This is a genomic window from Flavihumibacter cheonanensis, assembly GCF_022352215.1.
Lineage (GTDB): Bacteria > Bacteroidota > Bacteroidia > Chitinophagales > Chitinophagaceae > Flavihumibacter > Flavihumibacter cheonanensis.
The window spans coordinates 1-280 of the sequence record NZ_JAKRWF010000214.1 but is presented as its reverse complement, the minus strand read 5'-3'; the positions used below and the strand labels follow the sequence as shown (position 1 = coordinate 280).

1 pseudogene is annotated in these 280 nt (G+C 42.9%); it reads left to right on the top strand.

The annotated features are described in order from the left end of the window. A pseudogene (locus MD536_RS21745) lies at positions 1-280 on the top strand (iron-sulfur cluster repair di-iron protein); the annotation flags it as partial.

The window sequence follows — 280 nt, the reverse complement described above, 5'->3', positions numbered from 1 at the left end:
GTCGACACCGGTATTCTGCTGGCCGAGCTGCATAGCGTACTTCAGAAGAAAGATAAGGAAGCGGACTTTATTGAGTCACTCTCCATGAAAGGATTAATAGACCATATAATCGTAAACCATCATGCGTATGTCACTGAAGCCCTGCCCTTCCTTCTGAAAAAACTTCAGAAATTGTGCGACGTTCATGGTGATAATCATCCCGAATTGCACGAAGTACATGCCCTGTTTATTGATGCTGCTGCAAATTTAACTACGCATATGAAGAAGGAAGAAATGGTTC